At 53.7% G+C, this 25339-nt stretch carries 23 protein-coding genes and 1 other RNA gene; 5 read left to right on the top strand and 19 right to left on the bottom strand.

Annotation, left to right across the window (positions count from 1 at the left end; all coding sequences use genetic code 11):
- Window positions 1-20: 20 nt before the first annotated feature.
- Window positions 21-1499: a class I SAM-dependent DNA methyltransferase gene (locus tag L6758_RS00765; RefSeq protein WP_237205067.1), complete on the top strand. Its 1479-nt coding sequence runs from the start codon at window positions 21-23 to the stop codon at window positions 1497-1499.
- Window positions 1496-2722, top strand: a complete 1227-nt coding sequence (locus L6758_RS00760; protein ID WP_237205066.1) for a restriction endonuclease subunit S — start codon at window positions 1496-1498, stop codon at window positions 2720-2722. Before L6758_RS00765 ends, L6758_RS00760 begins: the two co-directional genes overlap by 4 nt.
- A gap of 902 nt (window positions 2723-3624) precedes the next feature.
- Here the strand turns inward: L6758_RS00760 and ssrA are convergent.
- The 15 genes from ssrA to glf all read right to left on the bottom strand — a co-directional run bounded on the left by ssrA (window position 3625) and on the right by glf (window position 16234).
- Window positions 3625-4000: a transfer-messenger RNA gene (gene ssrA / locus L6758_RS00755) on the bottom strand.
- A gap of 150 nt (window positions 4001-4150) precedes the next feature.
- The gene (locus tag L6758_RS00750; protein ID WP_237205065.1) at window positions 4151-4732 is read right to left on the bottom strand and encodes a DUF4190 domain-containing protein; all 582 of its coding nucleotides are present in this window, start codon (window positions 4730-4732) and stop codon (window positions 4151-4153) included.
- A 21-nt stretch (window positions 4733-4753) separates the two neighbouring features.
- A complete protein-coding gene (gene smpB / locus L6758_RS00745) occupies window positions 4754-5224 on the bottom strand; it encodes an SsrA-binding protein SmpB (RefSeq protein ID WP_237205085.1) in 471 nt (156 codons plus the stop codon).
- A gap of 20 nt (window positions 5225-5244) precedes the next feature.
- On the bottom strand, window positions 5245-6369 hold the full coding sequence (prfB, locus tag L6758_RS00740) for a peptide chain release factor 2 (protein ID WP_237205064.1): 1125 nt from the start codon (window positions 6367-6369) through the stop codon (window positions 5245-5247).
- 81 nt (window positions 6370-6450) lie between these two features.
- On the bottom strand, window positions 6451-6942 hold the full coding sequence (locus L6758_RS00735; protein WP_237205063.1) for a pilus assembly protein TadG-related protein: 492 nt from the start codon (window positions 6940-6942) through the stop codon (window positions 6451-6453).
- Window positions 6939-7397, bottom strand: a complete 459-nt coding sequence (locus tag L6758_RS00730; RefSeq protein ID WP_237205062.1) for a pilus assembly protein TadE — start codon at window positions 7395-7397, stop codon at window positions 6939-6941. The genes L6758_RS00735 and L6758_RS00730 overlap by 4 nt, the downstream gene beginning before the upstream one ends.
- Entirely contained in the window at window positions 7378-7764 is a 387-nt protein-coding gene (locus L6758_RS00725; RefSeq protein ID WP_237205061.1) for a TadE/TadG family type IV pilus assembly protein, read from the bottom strand. Before L6758_RS00725 ends, L6758_RS00730 begins: the two co-directional genes overlap by 20 nt.
- A 9-nt stretch (window positions 7765-7773) precedes the next feature.
- Window positions 7774-7971 (bottom strand): hypothetical protein, encoded by a 198-nt coding sequence (locus L6758_RS00720; RefSeq protein WP_237205084.1) that lies wholly within the window; start codon window positions 7969-7971, stop codon window positions 7774-7776.
- 63 nt (window positions 7972-8034) lie between these two features.
- Window positions 8035-8970, bottom strand: a complete 936-nt coding sequence (locus tag L6758_RS00715) for a type II secretion system F family protein (protein ID WP_237199759.1) — start codon at window positions 8968-8970, stop codon at window positions 8035-8037.
- A complete protein-coding gene (locus tag L6758_RS00710; protein ID WP_237185393.1) occupies window positions 8967-9821 on the bottom strand; it encodes a type II secretion system F family protein in 855 nt (284 codons plus the stop codon). Before L6758_RS00710 ends, L6758_RS00715 begins: the two co-directional genes overlap by 4 nt.
- The gene (locus tag L6758_RS00705) at window positions 9818-11062 is read right to left on the bottom strand and encodes a CpaF family protein (protein ID WP_237195430.1); all 1245 of its coding nucleotides are present in this window, start codon (window positions 11060-11062) and stop codon (window positions 9818-9820) included. The genes L6758_RS00710 and L6758_RS00705 overlap by 4 nt, the downstream gene beginning before the upstream one ends.
- 315 nt (window positions 11063-11377) lie before the next feature.
- The gene (locus L6758_RS00700; protein WP_237185394.1) at window positions 11378-12154 is read right to left on the bottom strand and encodes an ABC transporter ATP-binding protein; all 777 of its coding nucleotides are present in this window, start codon (window positions 12152-12154) and stop codon (window positions 11378-11380) included.
- 5 nt (window positions 12155-12159) lie between these two features.
- A complete protein-coding gene (locus L6758_RS00695; protein WP_377126142.1) occupies window positions 12160-13029 on the bottom strand; it encodes an ABC transporter permease in 870 nt (289 codons plus the stop codon).
- Between the two features lie 8 nt (window positions 13030-13037).
- Window positions 13038-15017 (bottom strand): glycosyltransferase, encoded by a 1980-nt coding sequence (locus tag L6758_RS00690; protein WP_237195425.1) that lies wholly within the window; start codon window positions 15015-15017, stop codon window positions 13038-13040.
- Between the two features lie 29 nt (window positions 15018-15046).
- Window positions 15047-16234, bottom strand: coding sequence for a UDP-galactopyranose mutase (gene glf / locus L6758_RS00685; RefSeq protein ID WP_237205060.1), 1188 nt, complete (start codon window positions 16232-16234; stop codon window positions 15047-15049).
- 326 nt (window positions 16235-16560) lie between these two features.
- On the opposite strand from glf, the gene L6758_RS00680 reads away from it, so the two are divergent.
- Window positions 16561-20322, top strand: coding sequence for an FtsK/SpoIIIE domain-containing protein (locus tag L6758_RS00680; RefSeq protein WP_237218592.1), 3762 nt, complete (start codon window positions 16561-16563; stop codon window positions 20320-20322).
- On the opposite strand, the gene L6758_RS00675 is transcribed toward L6758_RS00680, so the two are convergent.
- The gene (locus tag L6758_RS00675; RefSeq protein ID WP_237205058.1) at window positions 20288-20575 is read right to left on the bottom strand and encodes a hypothetical protein; all 288 of its coding nucleotides are present in this window, start codon (window positions 20573-20575) and stop codon (window positions 20288-20290) included. The genes L6758_RS00680 and L6758_RS00675 overlap by 35 nt on opposite strands.
- A gap of 383 nt (window positions 20576-20958) precedes the next feature.
- Here L6758_RS00675 and L6758_RS00670 point away from each other — a divergent pair, with 383 nt between their 5' ends.
- Window positions 20959-21207, top strand: coding sequence for a WhiB family transcriptional regulator (locus tag L6758_RS00670; RefSeq protein ID WP_135013289.1), 249 nt, complete (start codon window positions 20959-20961; stop codon window positions 21205-21207).
- A gap of 82 nt (window positions 21208-21289) precedes the next feature.
- Here the strand turns inward: L6758_RS00670 and L6758_RS00665 are convergent, their stop codons facing one another.
- Genes L6758_RS00665 through L6758_RS00655 form a run of 3 tightly spaced genes read right to left on the bottom strand, consistent with a single transcriptional unit; the run spans window position 21290 to window position 24891 of the window.
- Window positions 21290-22831, bottom strand: a complete 1542-nt coding sequence (locus L6758_RS00665; protein ID WP_237195411.1) for a sensor histidine kinase — start codon at window positions 22829-22831, stop codon at window positions 21290-21292.
- Between the two features lie 30 nt (window positions 22832-22861).
- Window positions 22862-24244, bottom strand: a complete 1383-nt coding sequence (locus L6758_RS00660) for an AAA family ATPase (RefSeq protein WP_237205057.1) — start codon at window positions 24242-24244, stop codon at window positions 22862-22864.
- Window positions 24244-24891 carry an SAF domain-containing protein gene (locus tag L6758_RS00655; RefSeq protein ID WP_237205056.1) on the bottom strand — a complete coding sequence of 216 codons (648 nt, stop codon included), beginning with the start codon at window positions 24889-24891 and terminating at the stop codon, window positions 24244-24246. Before L6758_RS00655 ends, L6758_RS00660 begins: the two co-directional genes overlap by 1 nt.
- Window positions 24892-25103: 212 nt before the next feature.
- On the opposite strand from L6758_RS00655, the gene L6758_RS00650 reads away from it, so the two are divergent.
- A complete protein-coding gene (locus tag L6758_RS00650) occupies window positions 25104-25334 on the top strand; it encodes a helix-turn-helix domain-containing protein (protein ID WP_237195397.1) in 231 nt (76 codons plus the stop codon).
- Window positions 25335-25339: the final 5 nt, after the last annotated feature.

Below are 25339 nucleotides of genomic sequence, written 5' to 3'. Positions count from 1 at the left end.
CAAGGAGCCTGTAGACGTATATGAGCCTGACTTCTTTCATCTCCGCCTCGCGCAACATTATGCGCGGCGACGCTGGAATCAACGGAGACGCCCAACGTATCGAACAACTCACCTGGCTACTGTTCTTGAAAGTCTATGACGCCAAAGAACAAGACTGGGAAGTGATCGAAGACTCCTACACATCCATCATCCCCGAGAAACTGCGGTGGCGCTCATGGGCTACCGACCATAAAGACGGCGAGGCGCTCACCGGGCAACTCTTACTGGACTTCCTTAACAACGAACTGTTCCCTACCCTGAAAACCCTGCCGGTCACTCCTGCCACCCCGATCAGGCACAGTATCGTGCGCGCTGTGTTCGACGACGCCAACCAATACATGAAAGACGGCGTCCTCATCCGCCAGCTCGTCAACCTCGTCGGTGACATCAACTTCACCGACTATCAGCAACGCCACGCTTTCGGTGACATTTATGAAACCCTACTCAAAGACCTGCAAAGCGCAGGCAGTTCCGGTGAGTTTTACACACCACGCGCGGTCACTGATTTCATGGTGAAAGCAACCAACCCCACCCTCGATGACACCATCGCGGATTTCGCTGCCGGAACTGGAGGGTTCCTCACCTCCAGCCTCAAACACCTCGAACCACAAATCAAAACTGTGGAAGACCGCGACCGTTACAGCAACATCGTGTTCGGGATTGAAAAGAAACCCATGGCCTACCTCCTTGGGGTGACCAATCTACTCCTCCACGACGTCTCATCCCCGCAGTTCTACCACGGCAACTCACTAACGAGGAACGTTCGCGAGTTCACCGAGTCTGAGAAATACTCCCTGATCTTAATGAATCCACCCTACGGTGGCACCGAACAAAAAGGCGTGCAAGCCAACTTCCCTACCGCACTGCGCTCTTCCGAAACCGCCGACTTATTCATGGCACTAATCATGTACCGGCTCAAAAAGACTGGTCGGGCTGCCGTCGTACTGCCCGACGGGTTACTATTCGGAACCGAGCGAGCAAAAATCGAAATCAAAAAGAAACTCCTTGCAGAGTTCAATCTCCACACTATCATCCGGCTACCCGGATCAGTATTCGCCCCCTACACATCGATTAACACCAATCTGTTGTTCTTCGACCACGAAGGCCCAACCAGCCAAACTTGGTACTACCGTCTTGACCTACCCGAAGGCTACAAAGCCTTTAGCAAAACTCGCCCCATGCAGCTCAAACACTTCGATGGTTGCTGGCAATGGTGGAACAACCGCAGCGAAATCAAAGACGATAACGGACAAACATGGAAAGCCCGAGCCTACACCCGTGAAGAACTCACCGCCTTGGACTACAACCTCGACCAATGCGGCTATTCCCAAGATACTGAAGAAATCCTCACCCCCGAAGAAACCATCGCCCGATACAAACAACGCCGCGCTGAAATCGACCAGGCCATCGACGCCCAAATTGCCCTCATCGAACAACTCCTGAAGGAGACAATACAATGATCGCCGACAAACTATGGGAGTCTACGGTTAAGGCTGCGCTCAGAGGCGAAATCACTGCGGACCTTACAAAACGCAACACACGAGAATCCCTTGTCAAAGCCGATATTGAGTGGCTAGATTTGACAGACGCGCCATTTACAATTCCCGCACACTGGGAATGGGTGAAATTTGCAGAGCTCGTAGACTTCCGAATTGGAAAAACACCGAAACGACAAGAATCCGTGTTTTGGAGTCCTGAAGAGATTCCATGGGTATCCATTGCCGACATAAGCCGAGAAGGCGCACACATTTCTAAGACAAAGGAATCCGTTTCCCCGTTAGCTTTCAATGATGTGTTCCGCGGACAGCTCATTCCAAAGGGAACCCTGCTAATGAGTTTTAAACTCAGTATCGGCAAATGCGCATTCTTGGATATTGACGCAGTTCATAATGAAGCCATAATCTCGATTTTCCCCAGGCTTGACGACGCAACTAGTACCTCGCAGTACCTCAGTTACGCCTTGCCTGTGATGGCTCTTCTTGGAAAATCTAAGAATGCAATTAAAGGAGCTACGCTCAACAAAAACTCGATTAGCAATATACCCATTCCACTTCCGCCTCCTGCTGAGCAGAAGGTCATCGTTAAGCGATTGGAAGTGTTTAAAGACCAAATTGATCGTCTTGCTGAGCTCGAGAGAGAGAGAGAGTATCTAGACAAGCAGCTTCCTGCACGGCTTGCGGCAGCATTGATGGTGCTTGTAAAGGATTCACTTTTCGATTTCTTGAGCGCTCCGGCTACTTCATCAACTATCGGTGAGTCGTTCTCTTTGAAGGCAGGCAAGTTCATAAAAGCCAGTGAAATTCACGATAGTGGAGAATACCCCGTCTATGGCGGCAACGGAATTAGAGGTTACACATCCACATATAACCACGATGGAGTGTACCCTCTGATTGGTAGGCAGGGAGCACTTTGCGGCAACCTTCAATTAGCATCCGGTAGATTCTACGCTACTGAACACGCTGTAGCAGTTACCTGCAAAGAAGACACCAACATCAAATGGGCTTTCTACATGTTGAAAGCTCTGAATCTTAATCAGTACTCAACCGCGACGGCGCAACCGGGACTTGCCGTCAAGAAGCTCCTCCCCCTACCAGTTACTAGACCCGAGTTGAGCGACCAAGAAAAGATTGCAGCCTTTTGCGACTCATACATTCAAATCATTGATGAGCTCGAACGCCTGTAATCACTACTACAGCCCCTAGGGGGTCGTGAATCTCTACGTCTTGTGGGTGTCTCAGCGGGCGTGGCGTTGCGTGTGCAAAGTTGTTGAATCAAACTGGTTAACCTTTCTGCCGGTCGTTTCATCTCCATAGCGCTTCTTGGTATGCCTCTCAATACGCTGTTTTTCGTTTATTTCGTGGGGGTTTTAACAGGATATGTATGTGCTTCTATGGCTGTATGTACGTATCGGATTAGCACGGATGGTCAAGGAAGGATACGGCGATGGGCACAGTGATGTGGGCGCAGGATTTGGTGCGGGAGTGCAAGATTTTGGGTAAGACACTGGTGTTTGGGCAGTGGTTAACTGCGTTGAAGAAATGCAGGAGTGACAAGAAGAATGCCTATCAACATTAGACTCCGTCATATCCGTGAATCGACTTAGGCTTACAAGCGACGTGATTCAGTGCCATTGATTATTAATTCGGATTTGGCATTACAGATGAGAAAAATACTGCTTTCTTAGTTTTGAGATCGCAATAATGTTTAGCATATTTCCAACATCTAGCCAGATAAAGCCAGAAGCCTTTGTTTGGGATGAACCGCTCTTTCGGATCATCACCGAAAAGTTCACGATCGCCATGGACGGCAGCGTAAATGTCGAATTCAAGAACGGCATCTAGCGAACAAGCCAGCCAACTAGATACGATTCAGCCCACTATTCCCTTCACGGGGTGGTGGCCTTTTGCTGCCTGAATTGCGACTAGACCTAGCGGGTGTCGAACCCGCGTCACCAGCAACATCACCTACTTTTCAGGAACTAGAAAATCTGCTCTGACCAGGTCTTTTAGAGCTTCGTTGTGGGGTGAGACGCTGGAAATGAAAAAGGACTACCTTCGTGCATTTGTATCACAAAGGTAGTCCTAATGGTGGAGATGCGGGGAATCGAACCCCGGTCCGATGTGGCGTCAACGGGTCTTCTCCGTGCGCAGTTTGTGAAAGCGGTGTTTTCGGCTACCTTGCTTGCGCAAACACTTACAAGGCCTAACCTAGCCGTATAAAAGTCCCACCCGGCCCTACGACAAGGACGGGCAGCAGTGGCCTTTTAAACTGATGGTAGGGGCTGAGCCAAAGGCAAGCTCAGGCTACCAGACTGCATCGCTGGGATTATTAGGCAGCGAGTGCGAAGTCAGTGCGCTTAGATACTGCACTTATTTTTTTGCAGAGGGCGTTAACGAGATAACCCTGCGTCCTCGGCACGCTTCATCCATCTCAACTCACATCGTCGAAACCGATCATCCCCATATTCTTTTATCAAAGAACGCCAAGCTAAGCGTTTTCCAGTGCTCTTTCGAGTCGCAACTCATCGGTGAAAGACACCGGCCCAATTAGCTCGGATGTACCAGTCTACCAGCTGGCTCTCCATGCTGTAAAGAGCCAGCTGGCAGGTTGATTAGACGTTGCTGCTTGAATCTGTGACGTCAAGGCCCAGCTGCTGGTTAATGCACTGTTCCATGAGAACCTCGTCCTGAGAGTAGGCCATGCACTCACCGAAAGCTGAGAAAATCCAGCCGAAGAACACCAGCATTGCCAGGGAAATAAGAATGCCCAGGGAGCTAAATACGATGCCGGTGATAGCCAGACCCTTGCCGCCGCCACCGGTCTTGGTCTTGCGCAGGGCAACAATGCCCAGCACCAGGCCAACGATACCCAAAATACCGCCTAGAATGACCCAGCCGCCCAGGAAAGATAGGATACCTAGAATCAGCGACGTAATGGCTAGGCCCTTAGGTGCTGAGGCTACCTGCTGGCCGTAAGCGTCATACCCGTAGGACGGGTAGCTGGCAGGCTGCTGGCTGTAATCTGCTTGGCCGTAGGTAGGCTGTGAGTAGTTGGGCTGTGTGTAGTTAGGCTGTGAGGAAGCACTGTTAGCCTGCTGGCTATAGTCCCCGTTTCCCTGCTCTGTAGCACCTGAGCTGTACTGCCCGGGCACGTAATCGCCGTAGGGGTTTTCCTTGTTGTTTCCGGTGGTCATTTCTCTCCTTCGAGTAGTTTCTTATCCCAGGTTCTTATAGCGCATAGCGCGCTGGGCTTCGAGGTTGTCCTGGCGCTCACGCAGGGCCTGGCGCTTGTCGTAGTCGCGTTTACCGGTGGCCAGGGCAATTTCTACCTTGGCTCGCCCCTTGCTGAAATAGAGCTTGAGGGGCACGACGGTGTAGCCGCTTTCCTTGAGCTTCTGAGCGATCTTATTGATTTCGCTGCGGTGCATGAGCAGTTTACGGCGGCGACGGGCTGCGTGGTTGGTCCAGGAGCCGCGCCCGTATTCAGCGATATGGATGCCCTCTAGCCACAGCTCATTGCCGTACATCTGGCAGAAGCCGTCGGTGATTGAGGCTCCCCCATCGCGCAGGGATTTAACCTCGGTGCCCATAAGCACCAGCCCTGCCTCCCAGGTCTCTACGATGTTGTAGTTATGGCGAGCGCGGCGGTTGGACGCTATGGTGTGGTTATTCGGGTCTTCTTTCATTACTTTTTTCTTAGCCACGATTATTCTTCGTTCTTCCTCTTCTGTCGTTCTGCCGCGCGCCACCGCACGCCGGCATCGATGAAACCGTCAAGCGCACCGTCGAATACGGCGCTGGGATTTCCCTCTTCATAGTTGGTTCGCAGGTCTTTGACCATCTGGTAGGGGTTGAGCACATAGGATCGCATCTGGTCACCCCAGGAGGCTTTGACGTCACCGGCAAGTTCCTTCTTTTTGGCGTCCTCTTGCTCTTTGCGGAGCAGGAGGAGGCGGGATTGCAGGACGCGCAGTGCTGCGGCTCGGTTTTGTAGCTGGGACTTTTCGTTCTGCATGGAGACCACGATGCCGGTGGGGATGTGGGTCATACGGACGGCGGAGTCTGTGGTGTTCACGGACTGACCGCCGGGCCCAGATGAGCGGAAGACATCGATCTTGAGTTCAGACTCGGGGATTTCGATGTGGTCGGTCTGCTCGATGAGGGGGATGACTTCCACCGCTGCGAAGGACGTCATGCGCTTGCCCTGGCTGTTAAAGGGCGAGATACGCACCAGGCGGTGGGTTCCCGCTTCAATCGACAGGCGCCCGAAAGCGTAGGGGGCTTTGACCTCAAAGGTTGCTGATTTAAGGCCGGCTTCTTCGGCGTAGGAGGTATCCATCACCGTGGTGTCGAAGCCGTTTTTCTCGGCCCAGCGCAGGTACATGCGCAGAAGCATCTCGGCAAAGTCGGCGGCATCCACGCCACCGGCTCCTGCTCGGATGGTGACGACGGCGTCACGCTGATCGTACTCGCCCGAGAGCAGGGTGATTACTTCGAGCTCTGCTAGGCGCTTTTCGATAGCGTGCAGTTCGGTTTCTGCTTCGGCAAGGGTATCGGCGTCGCCCTCTTCGTCGGCGAGTTCTACCATGACCTCAAGGTCGTCGATGGCCTGGCTTAGTTTGACGAGCTTATCGAGTTCGGCCTGTTTGTGGGAGAGCTGGGAGGTGACCTTTTGGGCGGCGTCGGGGTCGTCCCAGAGATCGGGGGCGCCGGCTGCTTCAGAGAGTTCTGCGATGGTAGCGCGCAGCTGCTCAACGTCGCTGACCTCTTCGATGGAGGCGTAGGTTGAGCGCAGGGTTTTGATCTGGGCAGAAAAATCTAAAGTAGCCATGACTATTAACCCTAGCTGAAAACGATGGCAAGCGCCCGGTTTTGCCCCTGTTTTGCGCTGACGGGGCAGAGCGCTTCTATTCTAGTCTTGGGTGGTGATGACGCGCGCCCGTCCGGTAACGGTGATATCGACGCCGTCAGGTAGCACAACGGAGAGTAAGGGCGGGTGGGCCCTGGCAGAAAGGACGATAACCGCAGTGTTGTTTCCCGACGCCCCGGTTGCGGGGTTTAAGGTCAGGTGGGAAAAGTCGGTGCCGGCGCCGCTTTCTTGCAGAAAGGTATGAGCGGACGCCTGCACCCCGGCGCTAGTGAGAGTCACCTGGGCCTGGGTCTCCCCCACCGCGGTGATGCCTTCAATACGCTGAGCAGCGGACGTTGCCGCTTGGTCGGCTAAAGACTGTAGACGCTGTCTTTCAAGATAGACGGAACTTACTCCAACGACTGTGGAAGCGACCAGCAGAAGTACCAGGCACAACCCCACGATGAGGGGGAGGACGCTGCCCCGCTCAGCGTCGTGCTCGGCGACCTCACGGCAGGGCACCTGCTGAAGCTGGGTCTGTCTAATCTGTGTCATGAGTAGTCTCCTCCCCAACTCACAGCCTGTGAGGTCATGGTGGCAAGAGTCGGTGCCCCTGGCCAGGGCACCAGAGGCAGCCCGACCTCGACAGTGACATCTACCGTCATTCGCTCGCCCTGGGCGCAGACGTCCTCGCAGCTCAGCGTGGCAGTAATGGTTTCGGTCTCTAAACCAAAGTCGCTAGCCGTCAAAGCGGCAACCGCTTGCACAGCAGATTGGGTACGCTGCTCCGGTGGCAAAAACTGAATCACCTGCAACGCATGGGCGCTAGCGTTAGAAGCTGCAAAAGCAGCCGACTGCATCGAAAAGACTGATAACAGAAAATAGACCGTGGGCACCATCAACAGGGCGCCCAGTCCAATAAACTCAACAAGAGCGCTACCCTGCTCAGGGTTGTCTGCCTCTCGCGTATCTACAGCTCTATCACCGTGTTTATCGCTGAACCACAGCATGACCACTCACCTCCCACTGGGCAGCTACCCCAAAGGGACCGATGAGGGGCACCGGGGCAACCACGGTGACCTGCACGGCGTCCGTGCCCTGCCACTGGGTAACAGAACTGCTAATCGTTGCCGAGTAGTGGGAAGGTAGCACCGAATACAGTAGCTCGCGGGCACGTTCTTCTCCGTCAGCCGGTGTTTTATCAAGCATGGCCCCATAGCGGGCCCCCTGAGATACAGCGTCCTGCAGCACGTTACGGGTGAACAGCGCGAAAGCAACCTGCAAAACGCCTAGAAAAAGTAAGACAACTAAGGCAGATACCATCACGAACTCCGCCGTTGCATTACCTCTCTCCTTCTCAGGGGGCACAGCTCTCATGTGGCTCTCCTAGCGGTTAATCATTGCCATTGCGTTATTGAACATGTTGACGAGGGCGTCCTGAGCAACCACCAAGATAGCGGCCACGAGGATAGCCGACATCATCGTGATCATTACCCAGCCAGGCACGTCCCCGCGCTCAGGGTCGTCCTGGCTTGTCAGAGGCGCAAAGATATTGAGAAGGGCCTTGAGGTAGGTGTCGGTCATGAACTTCTTCATGGGATTCTCCTTTGAATATGAGTGTGATAGAAGGTGCCCAAGCGGGCGGGTTTAGAAGTTAAGATTCAGTAGGGAAAGGCCAGGAAACATCGCAAACAATACGGTGAGCGGAAGTATCAGAAAAACGACGGGGGCCATCATCCCGATTTCTTTCTTTCCCGCAGTTTCCATGAGCTCTCGTTTAGCGTTATCGCGGACGTCCTGGGCCTGAGCCCGCAGAACATCTGCCAGGGGCGTGCCACGCTCAATAGCTACAACCAGGCCATCCACAAAACGGGATAGGGCTGCTACCGAGGTACGCTGCGAAAAACTTTGCAGAGCGACCACAAGGGACTCCCCGGAACGAGTCATCGCGAGAATAGTTTGGAACTCGCGAGAAAGCTCTCCCTGCGAACTCCGCACCACCCGTTCAAGCGACCCGATGGCAGATTCCCCAGCGGTAACAGATAGGGCCATGAGCTCTGCCAAAGCAGGAAATTCAGCCAGCATGGCTTTCTCCCGTTTCGCGATCTGCTGAGACAGCCAATAGTCGCGTGCAAGGAAGCCAGCACAAGCGCCCAGAACAATCAGCAGGACTCCCGGCACAAAACTTACCGTCCCTTGGGCGAGCCCCACAGCCACCAAACAAATACAGAGAGTAGCTGCCAAGAGACTCCAGAGCACCTGCTGCACCCGGTACTCTGCGGTTGTCAGATTCCCACCTAGCTGGGTAAGTCGTTTTTCGAGGGCCACCGTATCAAAGCTAGACTTACCGAGACTCCGGTACAGCTTTTCAACCCACGGCGCAAGGAGGGCAGCGCTCGCCCCGTAAATACCTTCAGGTAGCGTGCTATACGGTGTGTCCGGGCGGTTCTTTTTAAGCTCCGCCGCACGAAGCTGAGGCGCTATACGGTCTGCAAAGCTCTCACGGCGCTGGGTCCAGATACTCGAAAGTACCAGCCAGATTCCTGCCGCTAGGAAAAGGCCGAGGAGAAGGGAAAAGTTCATGCCAGCACCCTCTTCTCTTCCGGCAGAGCACCGATACGCATCATCAGCCTGTAGGCGATGATGGTCAGGGCTAGGCCGCTCGCTAACACTAGGAAACCCGCAAAACTGTTATAAATTCTGATAGTGCTGGGCTGGGTAGCCATAAGGCCCAGGACGACCCAGGGAGCAACACAGGCAAGGCGGGCAGCATTAACCGTCCACGACTGTCGAGCCTCAAGTTCAGAGCGTGTCCTGCTATTCTCGCGGAGGAAAGCACTCAAAGTCCCCAGAAGACGACCTAAATCAGTTCCACCCACCTCACGAGTAACTTTGAGAGCCTCAATGATGTTGTCAGCGGTGGGGTCACTCAAGCGGTCTTTAAGACGATTGAGGGCTGGAAGGAACTCCCCGCTAGCACGGTAGTCTGAAGCAAAACTAGTAAAAGCCGGACGCAGGGGCTCTGGCCCCCGGTACTGAAGCTGCATGAGAGCGTCCGGAAGCGACAAACCTGCACGGATTGCTGACCGCAGATGGTCCACCGCATCCGGCCATAAATCCCGCAACTGAGCCTGCCGCTGAGCAGCACGATGCTTAACCACTAACCGAGGGCTAAAGAACCCAACGCCCGCAGCCAGGGCAGCCAGAGGAACCAGTGAGGTCAACGCGAAGGTCAGCACCATTGCAACAAGAGCAGCTACAGCAGAAACCATATAAAACATAGTTACCGTGAACTTTTCTAGGTCTGCCTGGCGCAGCAGCTGTTGTATCGCTGGGGCTTTTCGTTCTTTTTTCTCCTTAGCGGGGAGCTCCCAAAAGGACATATAGATTAAGAGGGCGCCGATACCGAACATCAGCCCGAATAAAGCACTCATGCCAGTGCTCCCTCGCAGTTAAGAAGGGTCTCAGGGGCGTAGCCAGCACGAATAAATTTCTCAGGCGAAGGCACCTCAGAAGCAACACATACCAGCTGGTCACCTTCTCGTCTAAACAGTGTGCTGGTTTCAATTACCCCGTTTTCGACCCGGTTACCAACAGCAAGAATCTCTCGTACCTGCCGTTTGCCCCGCAGATTACGGTCGCAGTGAACCACTACATCAAAGCAAGAAGCCACGGTGGGGACGACAAACGAACTCGAAATGTTGTCACCGGCCAAGAGTGGAAGGGTGCACATCTTCGTGATTGCATCGCGAGCTGAGTTAGCGTGGATAGTACAAAGCCCCGGGAGCCCGGAGTTGAGCGCGATGAGCATATCAAGAGACTCAGCTTCGCGCACCTCACCAATGATGAGGCGGTCGGGTCTCATACGCAAAGCCTCTTTCACTAGGCGCCGGAGCGGAATCTCGCCGTGCCCTTCCAGGTTGGGCTGACGGCACTGCAAATTCACAACATCGCGGAGGGGAATTTTGAGCTCAAAAATCTCCTCACAGGTAATAACGCGCTCCCGCATGCCAATAGATGCTGACAGACAGTTCAACATGGTTGTTTTGCCAGCCTGAGTAGCACCAGAGACCAGGCAATTTAACCCGCTGGCCACGGCTGCATCTAAAAACTTTGCCGCATCTAGGCTGAGAGACCCCAGCTTAACCAAATCACTCAAGCGAGTTGCTCGCGCAATAAACTTACGGATATTGATGGCCCAATGACGGCGGGTAACATCAGGAATAGCTACATGGAGCCTAGAACCGTCCGGCAAGGAGCTGTCGACAAAAGGTGTGCTCAAATCAAGACGTCGTCCCGAGGTCTTGAGCATACGCTCTACCAGCGCACGAATCTGTTCCTCGCTCAGGGTAAGCCCGGTGAGCTCAGACTCTCCAGCACGAGCCACAAAAATCTCGTCCGGAGCGTTAATCCAGATCTCTTCAACAGAGCTATCATCAAGATACTGCTGAATCTCGCCAAAGCCGCATACCTTGTCGAAAAGGGAGCTGATCAGGGAGTCAGCATTCTCAAGTCGCGGCACTACACCCCGTAGCATCTGGCGCTCGTACTCAGCAATGGCCTGCTGGATGAGCTCCTTGGCTTCCACCTGCTGTACGAGTGGGTCGATACTGCTTCGGCGAATCAAGTCACGCACGTCTGCTTCAACCAGCTCTTCTGCTTGCGCTATAGACATCTGTCCCCCTTACGCTCCATTGCGATCAGTCGATGAATTACCAAACAAGATACAGTTGATTAGGTAAAACAATCAAACACCCCAGGGCTAACCTGTGGATAACTGTGCCCCGCACGCCTTTACCCAGCTAACAAGAATGCAATGAAGTTGCACCTGACAAGCCATAACGCATGAAGGCTAAAGTTTTTCCACAGCACCTCAAACCTACTACGGATAAACGTAATGTTTTGACACACAACTAGTTACTGACTAGTAACAACGCACAAAAATACCCACAAGCTATCTAGCTTGTGGGCATTTTTGGGGAAGGCTCCCTTAGTGGGATTTTGCCCTCATGAATTCAATCGCTTCGTCAATAGGGCCATCGAACTGCTTAGAGCCATGGTCCAGGACCACTCCGCGTTCACAGATCTTTGCCACCAAATCAAGGTCATGGCTCACCACAACCAGGGTTTTCCCTTCAGCGCTCAGATCTCGAATCTTAGCGATACATTTCTTCTGGAAAGGTTCATCACCCACAGCCAGAATCTCATCTACTAAGAAAATCTCCGGATCAGTATGAACAGCTACAGCAAAAGCCAGTCGCAGGTACATACCCGACGAGTAGAACTTAACCTCGGTATCGATAAAGTTGCCAATTTCAGAGAATTCAACAATTTCATCAAATTTTGCTTCGATCTGTTCCTTGCTCATACCAAGGATGGCAGCGTTCAGATATACGTTGTCACGCCCGGTCAAATCGGGGTGGAAACCTGCTCCAACCTCGATAAGCCCAGCGATGCGTCCGCCGGTCAATACCCTGCCCTCATCCGGGTGCATCACACCCGAAATCAGCTTGAGCAGGGTAGATTTACCCGAACCGTTATAGCCCAGCAGGGCAACGCGCTCGCCTTCGCGAATGTCCAGAGAAACCCCGTTAAGAGCATTGAACTTCTCATTCAAGTCCCCCTTACGGCCCTTCATCAGCCAGACAAAGGCCTCCTTCATCGACCGAGTATGGCGCAGCACAAAGCGCTTCACCAGAGACTCAACCTTGATAACCACAGGAGCATTATCTGCCACGGGTGGTAAATCAAACTTCTTGATATCCACGTAAATCAGAGCTCCTGGGCGAAGTTGCCCTCTAGCTTACGGAAGAGTAAGTCACCGAGGAACAGGGTCACGAGAGAAACACCCAGGGCAACAGGTACCCACAGGGTAAGAAGGTGCGGAGGGATTTGAGATACCGGCAGTGCAGCAGACTCAGCTGAAAGGGTAGGCATCCAGAAAGCATAGTGGAAGAGCTCAACAGCCACAGTGAGCGGGTTCATCATGTACACGTTCATTACCCAGGGGTAAAGGGTATCGCGCACCATGGTCCACGAGTACAGGACCGGTGAGAACCAGGTAGCAACCATCAGGAGCATATCCACAATATTCTCAGAATCGCGGAAGAAAACGTTAGCTACACCGAAGATGAGGCCCAAGCCCGCTGAAAAGATCATCACGATAATCATGGCGACCAGGGCCGCCCCCAGCTGCTTCAGATCAGGGCTCCAGCCAGCTACAAAACACGCGCCAAGAAGCACCAGAATCTGAGGAAGGAAATGGATAAGAGCCACCCAAATCGTTGAAACCGAGAACAGTTCACGAGGTAGATAAATCTTCTTGATGAGCGCCCCGTTAACTACCATGGCTTTAGCCCCGTTACTAAACCCTTCAGAGAAGAAGTTAATAACGATCATTCCAGAGAATAGGTAGATGGCGTAGTTCTGCATACCGCGTTCTAGCCCCAAGAAAAGACCTAAGGCGATATAGAAGACGGCAAACTGCACCCCAGGCTTGATATAGGACCAGAGAATACCGAGCACCGAGCCCCGGTACCTTACCTGTATCTCCTTATCAACCAGGAGTTTTAGCAAAAATCTGTTAGCAAAAACATCCCGTAGCCCACGGCCCTTACCGGGGGCTACGAGTTGTTTATTCATCGAATCATTCATCGAGTAAGTTCTGACTCCGTATGCTTGTCGAAGGTCTTCTTCCACTCTTCGATAGAAGTAATACGCTCTGCGGCCTCGGCATACTGCTTGCGCAGAGTAGGCCATTCACGCAGAATCTGAGCGGTCAGTTTAGATGACTCGATGAGCTTTGAACGGAGCTGTTCTGGGTCACGGCGGTACCACGAAACTGCGGTACCTTCAGCGTTTGATACCAGAGCCGAGTCGTACTGGGACATACGCCACCAGCGGTTATCCTGGTGAGCAATATGAGCCTGGGGGTTCTGCTTATATTCATCGCGCACAGGCTTGACCAGCTGCTTAGTGACAGTCTTCAAGGCCCAGGGAGCAAGAGTACGGTAAGACGGAGCAGCAAAACCACGGCCATTGCGAGGGGGCTTTGCCATCCGAGGCTCAGGGAAGGACTCGACGTCTTCCTTGAACTGGGCGTCAGTGTACTCCTTAGTCAGAGCACGAATTTCGGGCAGACGCTGGGCAAGGAGATCATGTAGCTGATCGGGGCCGGCAAGGACATCCTTCAGCGCCATAATACGACCGTGCTCGGTAAAGTACTGCATCGAGATAAGGTGCTTGACGTCTGCATAGAGCGACTCACGCAGCAGGCGTCCGCCTCGCTCATAGGGTGAGTGAATCAGCGAAGCAATGATGCGGTTACGGATGTGGAAGTAAGCCTGCCAGCCTACGAGGTCGTCCTTATCAATCCACGATACGTGCCAAACAGCGGCACCGGGAAGTGAGACGGTGTGGTAGCCGGCCTTTTTTGCGCGCAGGCCGAATTCAACGTCATCCCACTTGATGAAGACGGGCAGTGACAGACCGATTTCACGAATGACCTGGGTAGGAATTAGGTCCATCCACCAGCCGTTGTAGTCTACGTCAGTGCGGCGGTGCAGCCAAGGGGTGCTACGCAGGTTGGAGTGCAGGAAGTCATGCCCCAGGGACTGGTCCTGGTGGGGCAGGTCAGGCTGGAAACGATAGGTGTTGACGACCTCGCCGAAGGTGTGAAGAACGGTACGGTTGTACAGATCAAACATGTGGCCACCTACGATAGTAGGCTTACGGCACATATCAGCGAAGGTGAGCAGTCGGATAATAGATTCCGGCTCAACAACCACGTCATCATCGAGCAGCAGGGCGTAGTCAGAACCGTTTTCTACAGCCTCGTACATACCGCGGGCGAAGCCACCTGAACCACCCAGATTCGCCTGGTTAATAATACGAAGCTTGCCCTGCAAGGTAGCAGCAACTTCTTCAAAGTCAGGCTCGTCCTGGAGCTTCTGAGAGCCCTGGTCAACGATGAGGACTTCTTGAAGATGCTCTAGAACCTCGGGGTTGGCAGCCAGAGAACGCAGGTTATTCAGGCAGAATTCCTGCTTGTTCATGGTGGTAATTTCCAGGGTGATGCGACCGGGAGCCTTGCCGTTATCAGCGCCCTGCCACTCTGCTGATTCCAGCACCAGAGCTTCAGAGCCAGCGGCGAGTTCGAACCAGTACCAGCCGCCATCACCGAAGGGCTTCAGCGAGAGGTCAAACTGGGTGGTGGCAGCACCTTCTACGCGCTTGGAGTCTACACGCTGCAGCGAGCCACGAGCGTTTGACTTGTACACGATGACGGTGCCTTCGCCGTGAGTCTGGATATGCAGGCGGACGGAGGTCAGGTCAGTCCATCGCTTCCAGTAGGATGCGGGGAAGGCATTGAAGTAGGTGCCAAAGGAGAGGCGGGTACCGGGGCGCACGAGGGTGGAGCGACGACCGATGAAGTCTTCAGTGTGTGCTTCGTTTGCTGAACCGCCGCTACTCTTGACCGGAGCTTTCTCGTCCTTCAAAGAGTCGTTCTGACTCAAGGCACCGTTCATGGTGGAGAGCTGCACGCCGGTTGCAATACCCGAATCGACGTAAAGCGATACGGTGTCCATCTGAGCGCGTTCGGGGAAGATAACGCGCTGCAGGGTTTTCATAGGGGTCTCTTGGGTGTTCTGCATAAGTTTTAGGCCTCGATTCCGCCAGATACCAGCTTTTCGCCCTTTTCGAAGTGGGGGCGGAGCTTGTTGTCGAACATGGAGAGTGCAGCACCGATAGCCATGTGCATGTCAAGGTACTTGTAGGTACCCAAACGTCCACCGAAGAGCACATTCTGCTCTCCGCCAGCAAGTTCGCGGTACTTCAGGAGCATGTCGCGGTCTGCACTGGTGTTAATGGGGTAGTAGGGCTCGTCGCCCTTTTCAGCAAAGCGTGAGTACTCGCGGTGGATAACGGTGGCATCCTTGGTGTAGTCACGTTCGGGGTGGAAGTGACGGAATTCGTGGATGCGGGTGTAGGGGTGAGTTGCATCGGGGTAGTTCATGACGGAGCAACCCTGGAAGTCTTCGATGTCAAGGACTTCTTCTTCAAGGTCGATGGTACGCCAGGAGAGGTCACCTTCGGCGTAGTCGAAGTAGCGGTCTACAGGGCCGGTGTAGACAACGGGAACCTGGCCGAGCACCTTGGAACGTGAGTACTCATGGCCCTCTTCGAAGAAATCGGTGTTGAGGTGAACTTCGATGTTGGGGTGGGCTGCCATACGCTCAAGCCAGGCGGTATAGCCGTCGACGGGCAGACCTTCGTACTTGTCATTAAAGTAGCGGTTATCGTAGTTGTAGCGCACGGGCAGGCGAGAAATGATGGAGGCGGGCAGGTCAGCGGGGTCGGTCTGCCACTGCTTTGCGGTGTAGTGCTTGATGAAGGCTTCGTAGAGCGGACGCCCGATGAGAGAGATCCCCTTATCGTTCAGGTTCTTGGGGTCGGTTCCTGCGAGTTCACCGGCCTGTTCCTGAATCAGGGCCTTGGCTTCTGCCGGTGAGTAGGCGGCGTTGAAGAACTGGTTGATAGTGCCCAGGTTGATGGGCATGGGGTACACGATACCGTTGTGGTTGGTGTAAACACGGTGGGTGTAGTTGGTGAAGCCGGTGAAACGGTTGACGTATTCCCAGACGCGTTCGTTAGAGGTGTGGAAGAGGTGGGCGCCGTAGCGGTGAACTTCGATTCCTGTCTTCTCTTCGTTTTCGCTGTATGCGTTACCGCCGATGTGATGACGGCGGTCGAGCAGGGCTACTTTGAGGCCAAGCTGGGTAGCAGCTTGCTCTGCAATGGTGAGGCCAAAGAGGCCAGAGCCTACGACTACGAGATCAGCGTTCACTTAACTTACTCCTTGTTAGGGGTTGCACAGCTATCGTGGGGAGTCTGGCAACCGTGCTCTGCTACTACAGCGTAGAAGCTTAACTTCGGCGTGTTCCTTGCGCGCAAGGTAAACACAGTTAATAACAAAAGTACCGGATATAGTCGGCTACTACCCGCTAACAGGCTGTAAAGATCGTGTGATTATTCCCCGGTCTTCCCCTGTGCTAGTGCTGTGTGCAGAGGAACCTCAACTTTTTTCGCGGAAAGACAGAAAAACAATGGTGAGAGTTTGTTTTTCCGTTTTGTGCCCTTGCAATGGCAGGTCTCCAGAACTTAGGTAGCTTTATGAAGCTTTTAGTGCGCGTCCAGCAGCCACCGGCGGGATCTTACCGGACAGTGGAGTTTGATTATTCACCCGGCACAACTGGGGTAGATATCCACCGAGAACTCTCTAATGTGTGGGGTAGCGATAATTTCAGTTGGGGTGTTCAGGGGCAAGATATCAGGGAGCTTACTCCCGGCCAGCCGCCCTGGACTAGTGGTGCCCAGCTCACGGTGCTGCCCCTTGCACCCCATGCAACCGTTCTCCCGTTCCCAGATGAGAAGGCCCTGTTTACCTTACGTGTGGTGCACGGGCCAGATTCTCATTCTCAGTTTCCGCTGTCTCGAGGTAGCTGGGAAATTGGTAGGCAGGCCTCCCTGCTCACAATCGACGACCCAGCGCTTGCACCGATTGAGGGCTTCCTAGAGGTGACGGCTAGCGGTGTGTATTTCTCGGATGAGGGCTCCCACCGCAAACTTGAGGTAGGGGAAAAATTTATTCTGGGTGGGAGCGTCCTTGTGCTTGACCAGTATGAGTACCGCGCTCCCCTCTTTCGTGACCCGGTAGTTCAAGACATTGATGCTCCCGCCCCTAAGTCCAAGCTGCTACTGGTAGCAACGATGGTTCTACCTCTCATTGTGGGCCTTCTGATTGCCTGGTTGACCCAGCTGTGGCTTGTTCTTCTCATGGCCTGTGGGTCCTCACTCTTAATGGGACTTCACGCTTTTTCTCAGGGGCGCGAAAGATCCTCTGTGCGCCGTCAGATAACGCAGCTTGCTCGGGAGGAAGAGGACGCTATAGCCCGCTACCGCGGGGCTGACCAGGTTGATGCTGATACAGGCATCGTGATAGGACGCGGCACCCGGCCAGTACGAATTAGAGGCAAGCAACGTGAGCTAGGGAGCCTCCCTGAAGTCCAGGGAGCCCCTTATGTCATAAGCGTAGAAGAACTTGCGCCCCTAGTCTCTGGGCTTCCTCTTTCGACCCAGCGTTTAACCCTCTGCCAGCTCTTGGCTCAGAATCAGCCGGTCTACCTTCTTGTTCAGGAGCAGGAGGCTACTTGGTTTTTGCGTCTCATTGACCCGCTTCTTGCAGCAGCAAACGTGTGCACGGTGTCTCTTGCAGAGCTCAGTAGTTTAGAAACAGGTTTTTTGGTGTGCTCCTATCTGCCGCCGTCCTTACCTCCACAGCTTCTCCCCTTTCCCTTAGCCAACAAAGGGCTTCATAAAGAGCCTGCAGAGCTCTTTTCTCAGTCAACGAGCTGGCATGACGTCGTTTTAGACGGAATCAGCGAAGAGCGTTACTGTGCTCTCCTGGCGAGTTGGGGAAGAGTCACTACATCCTCTCTTCTCCAGAGAGTTAGCGTTGCAGCAACGAATACTTCTCAACTACCTGCTTATGCTCTCCCTGAGCTGCCGGAGGGTAACCAGCCGGGGAATCTATGGGCAGAAGAGATCTTTCTGTATGCGGGGCTAGCCTGTGAAAGTAACGATGACCTAAAACTCGGCCTTGTGCATCATGGCCCGCATTTTCTCTGTGCAGGGACTACAGGTTCAGGTAAGTCCCAGCTTCTTCGTTCCCTGCTATGGTCTGCAGCCCTCAGCTACCCGCCTCAGCGTCTTTCCTTCGTCCTCATAGATTTCAAAGGTGGTGCTGGTTTAGGCCCTCTAGCGTCTCTACCCCATTGTGTTTCGCTCATCTCTGACCTTGACGCGTCTCAGCTAATGCGCACTATGAAGTTCTTGCGGGCAGACCTTACCCACCGCAAACAGGTCTGGAAGCAGTTGGGCGTCAGTTCCTATGACGATTATATCGACCTCTGCAGAAACGCCCGCACAGCGCCTGATTTTCCGGAGCTAATTATCTGCATCGATGAGTTTCGCATGCTTGTCGATGATTACCCAGACATTATGAGCGAAATGATGAAGATAGCTACGATTGGCAGGTCACTGGGGTACCACCTCATCTTGGCTACCCAGCGTCCGCAGGGAGCAATTTCTCCCGATATCAGGGCAAATATCTCAACGGTGATGTGTCTTAGGGTAAGTTCTGCTCAGGAATCTTATAACGTTCTAGGCTCGGAAGAAGCTTCTCATATCTCCGCCCGTTTCCCAGGGCGAGGTCTTCTACGAAGTGCAGATAACGAGATGGTTGAGTTTCAAGCTCCGTTAATCACAGGTCTTTACAGGCAAGATCCCCAAGGACGTTGTCGAGTACGTTTTATGCTCGACTTATCTGATTCGCAGCAGTCCACCAGCCATCAGCCGCTCAGCGATACAGAACTCGACGCCACCAACACCGCTATCTACCGAGCTTACCGGGAGGCACATCAGCTACCGACGTATCAGCCGGTTCCAGCTGTGCTTGCTTCTCCTGACCACACGGAATTACCAGCGTCCGCTGGGCCTTTTACCCTCTTACTTGGTCAGTACGAGATAGCAGAGTTAGGGCTTCAGGCCCCCTTGATCTGGTCAGCTGAGGACGGCCCGATTCTAGTGCAGGGAGCCAGTAATGAATGGATGCGTGTGCTTCGAGTATCTCTTCTGCAAGCTCTTTCTCAAGGGTACGCTGTATTATGCCTGACGCCGTCAGAACAGCGTGCACGAGAGATACAAAACTGGGGTAAGGAATACACGGAGCAATTTGAAGTCTTTACCTACCAGGATTTCAACTATGTACAGCACCTTCTAGCCTGCTGTGCAGATGCCCCGGAACCGGGCCAGCTTCTCATCATAGATACACTAGAAACGTTGCTAGACACGCTCCAGCGGCACCCTATAGCAGAAGCCCACCTACAACAGCTCCTTACCCTCAGCAATCAACCAACAATTCAGGTTTTGTGCACTTCGGTAACAGGCGTGCGAGGTAAATACCAGCAGTTTTTTGAGCACACCCTCATGACTCGGTCTGCTGTGGAAAATGATCCCTTACGCTCCCATAACAGGGACTACACCCTACCAGGCAGCGGGCAGTTTGCGGTGGAGGGAAAGGTTATCTATGACTCTTCAAAAGGAGAGGTGCAGGCAGGCACGCTTGCGTGGGTAGAGCTCGGTGCTCCGCCAGAGCTTCCAAAAGTCTGTACCCCGGAAGGTGTTGATCACCAGGTAAACAGCTCCTACCAGCAACCGCGTTCCTGGCGTCCGCTCCCCTTGTTCTGCTCTGCAGGCGCGCTCCCGCCATCGTTCAAGCCCCATGCCGGCGCACTCGCCTGCGGTGTTCTCAGGGATGGCTCGGTGGCCTTCACCCCACCTTTGCGAGGAGGGTTTATCAGTATCAGCGGCCCACGGGGGTCTGGTAAAACAACTCTGCTCAATACATTCGTCCACGCTAACCCAGAGTATTTCTTTATTGTTATTTCATCGGGCGCTGGCACCACATCAGAAGATATCAATCAAGCTATCGGCAGGAGCGAAAACCTAAGAATCCGTCCCATTCTGCTCATCGACGACCTCGATACACTCAGCCACGACATACAGCAGACAATACTGACCCAGAAAGACAAATTTGAATCTGTTGTCGTGGCCTACACCCCCTGGCCGCGGTGGAGCAGTTCACCGATTCTTGCCGCTCTCAACGGTACATCTACCGGTATCGTCCTTACCCCGCACAGCCCCGCAGATCTGTCGTTCTACCCGGGTGTAAGCCTCCCCCTCGACCTTAAAACTCACGGTCAGCTCCCGGCAGGACGGGGAATCATCATTGACCACGCCGATGTCGTGGCTTTTCAAGCCGCCTCCCCAGACAAACCTGTTACCGGGAGGAAGGAGCCAAATATCCAAGAGTAGAGCGAGCAAAAAGTAGCATAATGACCGCTCCACTGATAACTACCGTCGTTAGACCTACCAGGTATTCTCCTCCCAGGGCAGTTTGAACACCGATGATCACAGCAAAGAGCTGCCAGACAAGCACAAGCGGCTGTCCAAACCGCTGGGCCTTCCACACTGCAACAGCGCCGACAGCAAGAGCCAGGGCAATAATGAAGTAGAAGGATGCGATAACTGATGCTCCCCCGATATCAGCCGAAGAGAAAGTCCCCACGAGAGCAGTGACTACCAGATACAGGGCCTGAAGGAGGCTTAGCCCAACCAAAATTTTCACAGGAACAGGAACGGCTGAAACGCTGGAAGAAGCCACGTCTATCTCATTTCTCTATGTATTAAGAAAGGGTCTCCTATCTAGAATAGGCACCCGGGAGTGTCACCTCTCACCCCGGCACCCCCTTACACTCCCACCTGTGACATTTACCTCAGGCCTGCGCATAGATTTTCGCTCACAACCCCCTTGTATGACGCTCCATATCGTGGGAAAGTTATTGAGGTTCAAGTTTGGCTCCTTCTAGGAAAGGGGCCAGATTTTTTTGTTAGTTGCTGAGCCGTTTTGCCTCAGCTTTAATCCGGTAAACCCTATAGGAGAGCATGCTAATGGATTGGCGTAGCCGTGCTGCTTGTCTTGAGAAAGACCCTGAACTCTTTTTCCCCGTAGGAAACACCGGGCCCGCCCTTCTTCAGATTGAAGAAGCTAAGAATGTCTGCCGCAGCTGCACTGTGATGGATACCTGCCTGCAGTGGGCTATCGAAACAGGCCAGGATTCTGGTGTGTGGGGCGGTATGAGTGAAGATGAGCGTCGCGCTATGAAGCGACGTGCTGCCCGAGCCCGCAGGGCTTCGTAGCAGCAATCTCACGTAAGTGTTCTTGATGAGGGGCGAACCTGTTTATCGGTTCGCCCCTCCTCTTTATGTGGTGCTACTTGAGCTACAGAATGGCGGCTTCAATCGTCACCAAAGTTCCACCTTCTGGGGCAAGACTCCAGTGGATAGTGCCGTTGAGCTCACTAGCAACCAGGGTCTTAACGATTTGAGTCCCTAGCCCGGTTCCGGTGCCGGCTCCCTCTAGTTCTCTGATTTTTTCTGCGCTGATTCCCGTGCCGCTATCGTGGACCGTCACGATAATGCTGTGCTCTTGCCCCTCTGAGTAGCGATGTTGGCAGCCGAGAGTAACAGTGCCTGTTTCCCCCGCTAGACCGTGCTCTACTGCGTTAGCCACAACCTCATTGATCACGAGGGCAAGAGGTGTGGCTATCTGGCTGGGCAGCTTTCCGAAAGATCCTTCGATTCGGGTAGCAACGTGCTGCCCGGGTGAAGCAAGCTCAGCAGCAAGCCTGAACTGTCGGCTAATCAGGTCATCGAAGTCTACGTCCTGAGTTAGCCCCTGAGAGAGTGCGTCATGTACTAGCGCGATAGTGGAGACGCGGCGCATCGCCTGTTCCAGCCCTTCCTTTGCCTCTGGTGTAGTCATACGTCTGGATTGCAGGCGAAGCAGGGCTGAAACAGTTTGAAGGTTGTTTTTGACCCGATGATGGATTTCGCGGATAGTAGCGTCTTTCGACATCATCTCCTGCTCTCGCCGACGCAGCTCGGTGACATCACGGCAGAGCAGCAGGGCCCCGTAGCGTTCCTCTCCCAGCCTAGAGAAGTGTCGTAGCGGAATCGCCCGGAAGGTAACGTTCTTGCGGTTAGCTTTAATTTCTGCGCGCCAGGGCATCCGACCGGTGAGAACCAGTGGTAGGGTTTCGTCCGCCTTCTCGCTCGCTGGTAGCAGGGCCCGGGTGATATCGAGTAGGCTCGCGCCGAGCATGTCTCCCGAATAGTTGAGACGTTTGTAGATAGACAGAGCATTAGGCGAGGCGTAAGTGACCCGCCCGTCTGTATCGAGCATGACCAGGCCGTCGCTCACCCGGGGGTTACCGTGGGCTGTTCCTACCGGAGCAGAAAACTCGGGCCAGGCGCCGCGTGACACCATCTGCAGAAGGTGGTGGGAGACATCGCGGTAGACCCGTTCCGCTTTTTGGCGCTTGCGGGTTCCCAGGCTCTCTCGGTGTACCGACAGTAGGGCTACGGGGCGGTCATTGCGTATCAGCGGAATAAATTCTGTATCAAGGACGATATCGGTGAGGTTGTGCTCGTCGTTAAGGGTCTTGGGGGTTTGACTGTTCCAGCTTGCAACCGCCCGCTCGCAGAGGGCCGGGTTGAGTTCTTTACCCACCCAGTCAGTGTGAAAAACGGTGTGGGTAGTTGAGGGGCGAATTTGAGCAAGGTTGATAAAACCAGCGGACGCCGGCAGCGGCTGGGACAGGGAAAAGTAGCCCTCGATGGTGTCGGGATGGGGAGCCCAGAGCATAAGGTCGCAATAACCGGTGTCTGCAATAATTTGCCACTCATTGGTGAGCAGATGGAGCCACTCAATATCGCCCGGTCCGTAGGCACCTGTGCGCATGAGGATTTCGGTGAGGGACATAGTGCCTCCTGATGGTATGAACGGAGCAGATTATGGTCTGTGGCGGCGGGTAAAGCGCGCCCAGGGCTTCTTCTTTTCTATCATGTTTAGACTTTGTTCGGGCTCTAGCGATGAGGCTGGTTTTCCTAGCCCAAGAGCCTCTAGAGTCGTTTGAGCTAGTTTATTTAGCTGATTGGCTAGCTCTGTTTGTGGGCCTACCTCAAAGACTGTTGTTCCCTGTAGTCGAGCTTTATCTGCGGTTGCGGTGTCTTCTGGTAGCTGAACTGCTATGGGTAGGCTGGGGCCGAACCGTTCCCAGGAGTGTTCAAGGGCGGCCTGAGCTGAGTTGCCCAGGGCCTCGGTTCGAATACGGTTGAAGACGATGCTGATTTTTTCTTCAGAGGATGCAGCAAGAGCTGCCTTGAGGGCATCGTAGGCTTTGATCAGTCGTGGTACGCCTACCACGTCTGCTAAACCTACAGCTATCAGGTGGTTGGCTCGTGCCAAGCTGGTAAGAGTTGCATCATTTCGTTGTGGAGTAAGACCGTCAAAGCTCAAGGATGGGTCCTCTTCTAGGCAAAATGAGGTATCAATTACCACCAGGTCGTACGTTGCCACCAGTGTATTGAGCACAAGGTCGAGAGCACTTGAACGCACCTCGACCCAGCGGTCTGGCCGGTTGATGCCGGTAACGATGTCAAAGTAGTGGGAACGGTGCGAGACGGTATGGGTGAGCTCTTTAAGCTGTTGCCGGTTTAGACCGCCGCGATCTGCGTGGTGACAGAGCTGAGCCAGGCTTGAATAGTCATCGGTAAGACCTAACGCCGCTCCGGCGGATGCACCGTAGGTATCTGCATCTACCAGGCAGACTGAGTGCCCTGTTTCTGCATAGGCTGCTGCCAGATTGATAGCTAAGGTGGTGCGTCCAGGGGAACCGTAGGGACCCCACACCGCAACTATTTTCCCTTCCGCATGGGAGTGGGCGGGTGCGTCCTGCTCCTCTTCAGTCCTTGTCTGGGGAGTTTTGATCTGGGCTGAGGACGCAGGGCTTTCGTACTGTGTCTGGCTGCCCTGCTCACTGTCTGGCTCTGAGGTCAGTAGAGTATCAAGTGCCTTTTCTATCTCGCTCACGATCTCTGCGGTATCGGCTAGAGAATCAATCGGGTGGACGCCTTCGATACCGGGATAGTCTCCCCGATCCGTGACAAGGCAAACTGCGACCTCGAGGTGATGCAAAGATTTGACCATGGAAAAAGTGAGTTCTTCTCCCCCGGTCACAATAAGCGCGGCGCGGGCAAGACCACTTTGTGCCAGCCCCAGCATCTCACCGATATCGTGCACATGCCGAACCACACTCACCTGTCCACGTTGAGATTCAATTGCAGAGATGAAACGTCCGCCTTCATCGCCAACAACAACAATTGGAATCTGCATTAGTTTCCTCCTGCCGCGTAAGCCGATGGGACCAGGTTAATCACGGCTCCCTTGCTTGTTGCGCCCAGTACAGTGGGTAGGACCTCCTGGTGTACCCATAGTTCTACAGCTGAACGCCCTGTACCTCCGATGACCGATTCCTGAGCGGTAACAGAATGGATCTCAGCTGACTCGGCTATCGCGGTGGGATCGCCGTAAGTGTTAGTTCCCTCTGTTTTGTAGGCAACCCAAATATCTACCCGGTCACCGGGAACGTACTCTGCAACCGCATACTGATCGAGAAGTAAAGTAACAAGTCTACGACCGTCGCTCACCTCGTTGGACAGTGAACGAGATGAGAGAAGTTCACCTGCAGCTATGGGGCGGGTAGCGACTGATCCGTCAGCAATTACCTGTTCAGCTGAAAGGTACATACCGGCTGAATCCCCGAGCTTAATCTGTGCAACTGTAACGTTCTCGGTCGTGATCTTCTCGCCAATACCAATATCTTTACTAGCAACGTAGTAGGGATGGGTCTGATTTGTAGCTCGGACGAGGCCAACGACGCCCAGAACCGAGAGAAGAATAATTAGGACGCCCGCCAGCAGCTTAGGGTCGCGGAACCCCGGCTTTCTGAAACGGGGAGAAAGATTTTCTTGAGCCATCATGACACCTCTTTGAGTCAGAAAGTTTTCCTCGTTGACAGCAGTTTCCCTAATCAGAGTATTAAATTCAAAGATTCGGCATAATTTATGTCAAGGTTACGTAAAATCTTGCAAGTTATCCACAGGTCTTGATTCTTCTATCAAGGTGGTTCAAAATGCACTAAACTAAAGCAAAGAGTCCCCCACTTACTCCCCCGTCTCAGAAGGAACCAGACATGGTTGAACAGCGCTTTCTCACACTGACCGACGTTGGTGAAATTCTTAATATATCTCCCAGCCAGACTCGTGCTCTGGTACGCTCGGGGGAGCTGAAGGCCATTCAGATTGGCGGTAGAAATCAGTGGCGGGTTGAAAAAAGCATGCTCGAGGCATATATCAGCGAGCGCTATGCAATGACTGAAGAAGCTATCCGCGCCGAGCAAGTCGAGCGAGCCGAAATCTCCTAAACAGA

This window comes from Rothia nasimurium, from assembly GCF_928382285.1.
GTDB lineage: Bacteria > Actinomycetota > Actinomycetes > Actinomycetales > Micrococcaceae > Rothia > Rothia nasimurium_E.
This window is presented reverse-complemented; position numbering and strand designations above follow the sequence as displayed.

Bases quoted from the DNA above. Each gene is read 5' to 3' on its own strand.
- L6758_RS00765 (WP_237205067.1), top strand. From the start codon at position 21: ATGAGCCTGACTTCTTTCATCTCCGCCTCGCGCAACATTATGCGCGGC.
- L6758_RS00760 (WP_237205066.1), top strand. From the start codon at position 1,496: ATGATCGCCGACAAACTATGGGAGTCTACGGTTAAGGCTGCGCTCAGA.
- L6758_RS00750 (WP_237205065.1), bottom strand. From the start codon at position 4,732: ATGACCACCGGAAACAACAAGGAAAACCCCTACGGCGATTACGTGCCC.
- smpB (WP_237205085.1), bottom strand. From the start codon at position 5,224: ATGAAAGAAGACCCGAATAACCACACCATAGCGTCCAACCGCCGCGCT.
- prfB (WP_237205064.1), bottom strand. From the start codon at position 6,369: ATGGCTACTTTAGATTTTTCTGCCCAGATCAAAACCCTGCGCTCAACC.
- L6758_RS00735 (WP_237205063.1), bottom strand. From the start codon at position 6,942: ATGACACAGATTAGACAGACCCAGCTTCAGCAGGTGCCCTGCCGTGAG.
- L6758_RS00730 (WP_237205062.1), bottom strand. From the start codon at position 7,397: ATGCTGTGGTTCAGCGATAAACACGGTGATAGAGCTGTAGATACGCGA.
- L6758_RS00725 (WP_237205061.1), bottom strand. From the start codon at position 7,764: ATGAGAGCTGTGCCCCCTGAGAAGGAGAGAGGTAATGCAACGGCGGAG.
- L6758_RS00720 (WP_237205084.1), bottom strand. From the start codon at position 7,971: ATGACCGACACCTACCTCAAGGCCCTTCTCAATATCTTTGCGCCTCTG.
- L6758_RS00715 (WP_237199759.1), bottom strand. From the start codon at position 8,970: ATGAACTTTTCCCTTCTCCTCGGCCTTTTCCTAGCGGCAGGAATCTGG.
- L6758_RS00710 (WP_237185393.1), bottom strand. From the start codon at position 9,821: ATGAGTGCTTTATTCGGGCTGATGTTCGGTATCGGCGCCCTCTTAATC.
- L6758_RS00705 (WP_237195430.1), bottom strand. From the start codon at position 11,062: ATGTCTATAGCGCAAGCAGAAGAGCTGGTTGAAGCAGACGTGCGTGAC.
- L6758_RS00695 (WP_377126142.1), bottom strand. From the start codon at position 13,029: ATGAATAAACAACTCGTAGCCCCCGGTAAGGGCCGTGGGCTACGGGAT.
- L6758_RS00690 (WP_237195425.1), bottom strand. From the start codon at position 15,017: ATGAAAACCCTGCAGCGCGTTATCTTCCCCGAACGCGCTCAGATGGAC.
- L6758_RS00680 (WP_237218592.1), top strand. From the start codon at position 16,561: ATGAAGCTTTTAGTGCGCGTCCAGCAGCCACCGGCGGGATCTTACCGG.
- L6758_RS00670 (WP_135013289.1), top strand. From the start codon at position 20,959: ATGGATTGGCGTAGCCGTGCTGCTTGTCTTGAGAAAGACCCTGAACTC.
- L6758_RS00665 (WP_237195411.1), bottom strand. From the start codon at position 22,831: ATGTCCCTCACCGAAATCCTCATGCGCACAGGTGCCTACGGACCGGGC.
- L6758_RS00660 (WP_237205057.1), bottom strand. From the start codon at position 24,244: ATGCAGATTCCAATTGTTGTTGTTGGCGATGAAGGCGGACGTTTCATC.
- L6758_RS00655 (WP_237205056.1), bottom strand. From the start codon at position 24,891: ATGATGGCTCAAGAAAATCTTTCTCCCCGTTTCAGAAAGCCGGGGTTC.
- L6758_RS00650 (WP_237195397.1), top strand. From the start codon at position 25,104: ATGGTTGAACAGCGCTTTCTCACACTGACCGACGTTGGTGAAATTCTT.